This window comes from Rhodanobacter sp. FW104-R8 (genome assembly GCF_001617365.1).
GTDB lineage: Bacteria > Pseudomonadota > Gammaproteobacteria > Xanthomonadales > Rhodanobacteraceae > Rhodanobacter.
In genome coordinates, this window is sequence record NZ_LVJR01000061.1 from 1 (window position 1) to 4,059 (window position 4,059).

A 4,059-nucleotide genomic window follows, 5' to 3' on the forward strand; every position below is an offset into this window, starting at 1 on the left:
CCCCCCCCGCCGGTGTCGCGCCGCCGCCCTGACTGCACGCGCCCTCGGCGCGGGCGCGGACGCCTGCATGTAGCATGCAGTCCTTGCCGCAAGCCCGGACCCGCGACGCATGCACCACGCCAGCGACATCCTGTTCACCCTGTTCGTCGTCTTCGTCGCTGCCCAGGTCGGCAGCGAGATCGCGCAGCGGCTGAAGCTGCCCGGCGTGGTCGGCGAGATCGCCGCCGGCTGCGCGATCGGCCCTTCCCTGCTGGGCTGGATCGCGCCCGGGCAGGTCGTCGCCGGCACCCCGCTCGACGTGCTGGCCGAGATCGGCGTGATCCTGCTGCTGTTCGCGGTGGGCCTGGAAACGCGGCTGGAGGACCTGAAGAAGGTCGGCAAGGTGGCGTTCGCGGTGGGCGTGGTCGGCGTGCTGGTGCCGTTCGGCATGGGCAGCATGTGGGCCCACGGCAGCGGCTTCGACTGGAGTCGCTCGCTGTTCGTGGCGGCCGCCTTCGTGGCCACCTCGGCCGGCATCACCGCCCGCGTGCTGCAGGAGCTGAACGCACTGCAGCGCATCGAGAGCAAGGTGATCCTGGGCGCCGCGGTGATCGACGACGTCCTCGCCATGCTGCTGCTCGGCATCGTGGTATCGCTGCAGGGCGGCGGCAGCGTCGACGCCTCGCACTTGCTGGTGGTGCTGGCCGGCGCGGTCGGCTTCATCGCGGTGATCGGCTGGGGCGGCGCGCGGGTGATGCGCTGGAACTCCGCCTGGCTGGACAAGCCGCTGGGCCCGCATTCGCCGCTGATGATCGTACTGGCGCTGTGCCTGGGGCTGGCCTGGCTGTCCACCCGGTTCGGCCTGGCCGCGATCATCGGCGCGTTCCTCGCCGGCATGATCGCCTCGGAAACCCGCCAGCAGCACACCCTGGAAAAACAGACCCAGCCGCTGCTGGCCCTGCTCACGCCGTTCTTCTTCGTGGTCACCGGCAGCAAGGTCGACCTGCGCGAGCTGGCCAGCGGCGAGGCGCTGTGGATGCTCGCCGTGGTCACCGCGATCGCGGTCGTCTCCAAGTTCATCGGCGGCTGGTTGGGCTCGCTGTCGCTGGGCCGGCGCAGCGCCACCATCATCGGCTTCGGCATGGTGCCGCGCGGCGAGGTGGGCATCGTGGTCGCCACTCTCGGCCTGGCCGCCGGCGTGTTCGACAACCGCATCTACGCGATCATCGTGGCGATGTCGCTGCTCACCGCGATGGTGACGCCGCCGCTGCTGGCGTGGCTGCTGAAGCGCAGCGCCGACGGCGGCCCGGCCGGGATCCCCGACGTGCGCGGCTGAATGCCGCTTCGACGCGTCGGGTCCGACGGCGCTACGCTGTCTCCACCGGCGCTGCCGGTACTGCAGACACCGACCGGAACCGAAGCATGGACGAGACCACGCCCGACACCGCCGCGCCGCTGATCCGCAACCGCACGTTCGACGAGATCGCCATCGGCGACAGTGCGACGATCGAGCGCTCGCTGACCGCCGGGGACGTGCAACTGCTGACGACCCTCTACGGCGATGGCGATCCGCCGCAGCCGGATCCGGCCTGCGTCGCCTCGCCCGGCTTCCATGGCGTGATCGGCCATGGTATGTGGGGTGCGGCGCTGATCTCCGCCGTGCTGGGCACGCGCCTGCCCGGCGCCGGCACCGCCTGCCTCGAGCAGGCGCTGCGCTTCCACGCACCGGTGCGCATCGGCGACACGCTGACGGTGCAGGTGCTGGCGATCGCGCGGGACGCGGCGACCCGGCGCATCCGCTTCGCCTGCCGCTGCGTGAACCAGCACGGCGTGCTGGTGATCGACGGCACGGTCGACGCGATCGCCCCCGCCGAGCGCATCGAATACGCCCGCACCCGCCTGCCGGAAGTGCGCCTGTCCGACAGCGCCGGTCATCCGCTGGTCGCCCGCGCCGTGTCGCTGGGCGCGATCCGCGTCGCGGTGGTGCACCCCTGCGACGAAACCAGCCTCGCCGCCGCGCTGGACGCGCATGCGGCCGGCTTGATCGAACCGGTGCTGGTGGCGCCGCAGGCGAAGCTCGCGGAGGTGGCGCGCAAGGCCGGGCTCGATCTTGCCGGCATCGCCATCGAGGACGTGTCGCACAGCCATGCCGCCGCCGCGCGCGCGGTCGAGCTGGCCGCCGGCAGCCGCGTCGACGCGCTGATGAAGGGCAGCCTGCACACCGACGAGCTGATGGCGGCCGTGGTGGCTTCCGCCGCCGGCCTGCGCACGGCGCGGCGCATCTCGCACTGCTACCTGATGCACAGCCCGGCGTATCCGCGGCCGTTCATCATCACCGACGGTGCGGTCAACATCGCGCCGACGCTGGAGGAGAAGGCCGACATCGTGCGCAACGCGATCGACCTGGCGCGCATCGTGGGCGTGGCCGTGCCGCGCGTGGCGATCCTCGCCGCGGTGGAGACGGTCAACCCGCGCATGCAGACCACGCTCGACGCCGCCGCACTGTGCAAGATGGCCGATCGCGGCCAGATCGCCGGCGCCGTGCTGGACGGGCCGCTGGCGTTCGACAACGCGATCTCGGTCGCCGCCGCGCGGATCAAGGGCATCGTCTCCGACGTGGCCGGCCTCGCCGACATCCTGCTGGCGCCCGACCTGGAAAGCGGCAACATGCTGGCCAAGCAGCTGGAATACCTGGGCGGCGCCGCCAGCGCGGCAGTGGTGATGGGCGCGCGCGTGCCGATCGTGCTGACCAGCCGCGCCGACTCGCGCGAATCGCGCATCGCCTCGTGCGCGCTCGCCGCCCTGGTGGCCCACCACTACCGGCACAGTCCGCCATGAACGACCGGGACGGCAACGCGCTGATCCTGGTGCTGAACTGCGGTTCGTCCAGCATCAAGTTCGCGCTGTTCGACGCGGACCGGACGCCGCTGGCGCGCGCACCCGCGTGGAGCGGCAAGGTCGAGGGCATCACCGGCAACGCTCCGGTGTTCAGCGAAAGCGGCGCCGTGGCCGAGACGCTGGCGCTGGACTGCGAGCACCCCTACCATGCCGCGCTGGCCTATCTGCGCCGGCGCATCGTGGCGCGGCTGCACGGCCGCCGCATCGTGGCGATCGCGCATCGCGTGGTGCACGGCGGTAGCAAGTATTTCGAGCCGGTGCGGGTCGATGCCGCGGTGCTGGCCGACCTGAAAAGCTACATCCCGCTGGCGCCGCTGCACCAGCCGTTCGCGCTGGAAGCGATCGGCGCGCTGCTGGACGAACTGCCGCAGCTGCCGCAGGTGGCCTGCTTCGACACCGCCTTCCACCGGAGCATGCCGACCGTCGAGAAAATGCTGCCGCTGCCGCGCGCGGCGTGGGACCAGGGCTTGCGCCGCTACGGTTTCCACGGCCTGTCCTACGCGTACCAGGCGCAGGTGCTGGGCGAGCGCTACGGCGACGCGGCGCGCGGCCGCACCATCGTGGCGCACCTGGGCAGCGGGGCCAGCCTGTGCGCGATGCGCCACCTGCAAAGCGTCGCCACCACGATGGGCTTCTCGGCGCTGGACGGACTGATGATGGGCACGCGCTGCGGCGCGCTGGACCCCGGCGCGGTGATCTACCTGATGGAGATCGGCAAGCTGTCGCTGGAGCGCGTGGGCCGCATGCTGTACCACGAGTCCGGCCTGCTTGGCGTCTCCGGAGTGTCCTCCGACCCGCGCGAGCTGCTGCCGCGCGAAGACGAAGAGCCGGTGCGCGAGGCGCTGGCCCTGTACGTGCGCAGCATCGTGCGCGAAACGGGCGCGCTGGCGGCCACTCTGGACGGGCTGGACATGCTGGCCTTCACCGCCGGCATCGGCGAGCACCAGGCGGTGATCCGCGAGCGCGTGTGCGCCGGCCTGGGTTTCCTCGGCGTGGCGATCGACCCGGCCGCGAATGCCGCCCACGCGCCGGTCATCTCCGGCGCATCCAGCCGGGTGAAGGTGGTGGTGGAAGCCGCCAACGAGGAATGGGTGGCCGCGACGGGCGCGGCGACGCTCATTCACCGCTGAGCGGCACCCCGACTCGAATTTCCCGCCTGCTTTTTGTAGGAGCCCGCTGGCG

At 71.7% G+C, this 4,059-nt stretch carries 3 protein-coding genes; all 3 read left to right on the top strand.

Annotated elements, in window-relative coordinates:
* The first annotated feature begins 109 nt into the window (after positions 1 to 109).
* The 3 genes from RHOFW104R8_RS11070 to RHOFW104R8_RS11080 all read left to right on the top strand — a co-directional run bounded on the left by RHOFW104R8_RS11070 (position 110) and on the right by RHOFW104R8_RS11080 (position 4,007).
* Positions 110 to 1,315 (top strand): cation:proton antiporter, encoded by a 1,206-nt coding sequence (locus RHOFW104R8_RS11070; protein WP_068094828.1) that lies wholly within the window; start codon positions 110 to 112, stop codon positions 1,313 to 1,315.
* Between the two features lie 86 nt (positions 1,316 to 1,401).
* Positions 1,402 to 2,817 carry a bifunctional enoyl-CoA hydratase/phosphate acetyltransferase gene (locus RHOFW104R8_RS11075; protein ID WP_068094824.1) on the top strand — a complete coding sequence of 472 codons (1,416 nt, stop codon included), beginning with the start codon at positions 1,402 to 1,404 and terminating at the stop codon, positions 2,815 to 2,817.
* Positions 2,814 to 4,007 carry an acetate/propionate family kinase gene (locus RHOFW104R8_RS11080; RefSeq protein ID WP_068094823.1) on the top strand — a complete coding sequence of 398 codons (1,194 nt, stop codon included), beginning with the start codon at positions 2,814 to 2,816 and terminating at the stop codon, positions 4,005 to 4,007. Before RHOFW104R8_RS11075 ends, RHOFW104R8_RS11080 begins: the two co-directional genes overlap by 4 nt.
* Positions 4,008 to 4,059 lie beyond the last annotated feature (52 nt).